This is a genomic window from Variovorax sp. 01T439_2, from assembly GCF_056398445.1.
The window spans coordinates 1-1,840 of sequence record NZ_JBFTPJ010001077.1 but is presented as its reverse complement, the minus strand read 5'-3'; the positions used below and the strand labels follow the sequence as shown (position 1 = coordinate 1,840).

Here is a 1,840-nt window from a genome sequence, read left to right as displayed (position 1 = left end):
ACCCTGGGCCGCCGCACCGACTGGCTGCCGCTGGCCGGCGAGGACCAGTACGCCGGCATCGGCCAGCGCACGCTGATCAGCGAAGCCGGTGACCATTCGCTGCTCGACATCCGGCTGGTCGAGTTCGCGCCTGCCGAGAGTGCTGCGCAGTGAGTTCCGTCCTGCCAGCCAGCCGCCCGGCCATGGAGGCCGACGGCGACCAGCAAGAAAGCGTTGCACGCGACCGCCTGCAGCCCGTGCTGCTCGACCGCCTGACCGACAAGCAGCCGCAAAGCCGCCAGGAGCGCGCGGGCGCGTTCCTCATGAGCGGCAAGCTGCTGCGCGACTCGGTGCTGCGCGACCTGCAGTGGCTGCTCAACACCACCAACTTCGGCGCGGACCACACCATCAACGCCATGCCGCGCGCGCGACGCTCGGTCGTGAACTACGGCGTGCGCGGCTGGGCCGGCGGACGCATGTCGGAGGTCGACTTCGCGGACGTCGAGGCCGCCATCCGCGCCGCGATCATCGACTTCGAGCCGCGCATCATGAAGGACAGCATCGACGTGCGCTGCGTCACCGACGCCACCGACCTGGAGCACCACAACCTGCTCGCGCTCGAGATCCGCGGCACCTTGTGGTCGGTGCCTTACCCGATTGAATTCATCCTGCGCTCCGAGCTCGACCTCGAGAGCGGCCACATGGTCCTGCGCCCGACGGGAGGGCTCTGAATGGACGCCAGGCTGCTCGACTACTACAACCGCGAGCTCACCTACATGCACGAGCTCGGTGCCGAGTTCGCGCAGCGCTACCCGAAGATCGCCGGGCGGCTGGGCATGCGCGGCATCGAGGTCAGCGACCCCTACGTGGAGCGCCTGCTCGAGGGCTTCAGCTTTCTCACGGCGCGCATCCAGCTCAAGATGGATGCGGAGTTTCCGCGCTTCTCGCAGCGGCTGCTCGAGGTGGTGTACCCCAACTTCCTCGCGCCGCTGCCGGCCATGGCCGTGGTGCAGATCGACGGCAACCTCAACGAGGGCTCGCTGAAGGCCGGCTACGAGCTGCCGCGCCACACGATCATGCGCGGACGCATGATCAAGGGCGAGCAGACGGCCTGCGAATTCCGCACCGGCCACGAGGTCACGCTGTGGCCCATCAGGATCGCGGATGCAAGCATCGGCCCCGTGCCCGCGGAAATCGCGCATGCGATGCCCGCCGTGGCCCAGCGCGCCAGGAGCGCGATCACCATCAAGCTCGAAGCGGTGGGCGGCACCACCTTTGCCGAGATGCCGATCGAGCGGCTCGAGTTCTTTCTTTCGGGCGCGGAGCTGCATGCGCTGCGCGTGCTCGAGCTTGCGGTGCACCACAGCATCGGCACCGTGTGCCGCAGCGGCCCGGGCAGCAAGGCGCGCATCGTTCCGCTCGGCGACGAAGCCATTCGCCACGAGGGCTTCGATCCCGAGCAGGCGCTGCTGCCGTATGACGCGCGCTCGTTCCAGGGCTACCGGCTGCTGCACGAATACTTCGCCTTCCCCGACCGCTACCTGTTCTTCAGCGTGAAAAACCTGCGCGCGGCGGCCTCGGCCATGGGCGGCACCACGATGGAAATCGTGATCCTGCTCGACCGCGCCGACGCCGACCTGGAGCGGCTGGTCGATGCCAAGCACTTCTCGCTGTTCTGCACGCCCATCATCAACCTGGTGCCGCGCCGCAGCGACCGCATTCCGGTGGGCCCCGGGCAGCACGAGCACCATGCGGTGATCGACCGCACGCGCCCGCGCGACTTCGAGATCTTCACGGTCGAGCGCGTCACCGGCCACATGGCGAGCGGCTCGGAAGAGCGCGAGTTCAGGCCCTTCCTGGG

3 protein-coding genes are annotated in these 1,840 nt (G+C 68.3%); all 3 read left to right on the top strand.

Annotated features, from left to right (window positions below; genetic code table 11):
• Positions 1–3: 3 nt before the first annotated feature.
• Positions 4–153 carry a type VI secretion system accessory protein TagJ gene (locus AC1DOC_RS32085; protein WP_478131377.1) on the top strand — a complete coding sequence of 50 codons (150 nt, stop codon included), beginning with the start codon at positions 4–6 and terminating at the stop codon, positions 151–153.
• Positions 154–182: 29 nt separating this feature from the next.
• Complete coding sequence (tssE, locus tag AC1DOC_RS32080) at positions 183–710, top strand: type VI secretion system baseplate subunit TssE (RefSeq protein WP_012745362.1); 528 nt, start codon at positions 183–185, stop codon at positions 708–710.
• Positions 711–1,840: type VI secretion system baseplate subunit TssF (tssF, locus tag AC1DOC_RS32075; RefSeq protein ID WP_478131376.1), on the top strand; the 1,130-nt coding region annotated here is incomplete at its 3' end. It abuts the gene before it with no gap.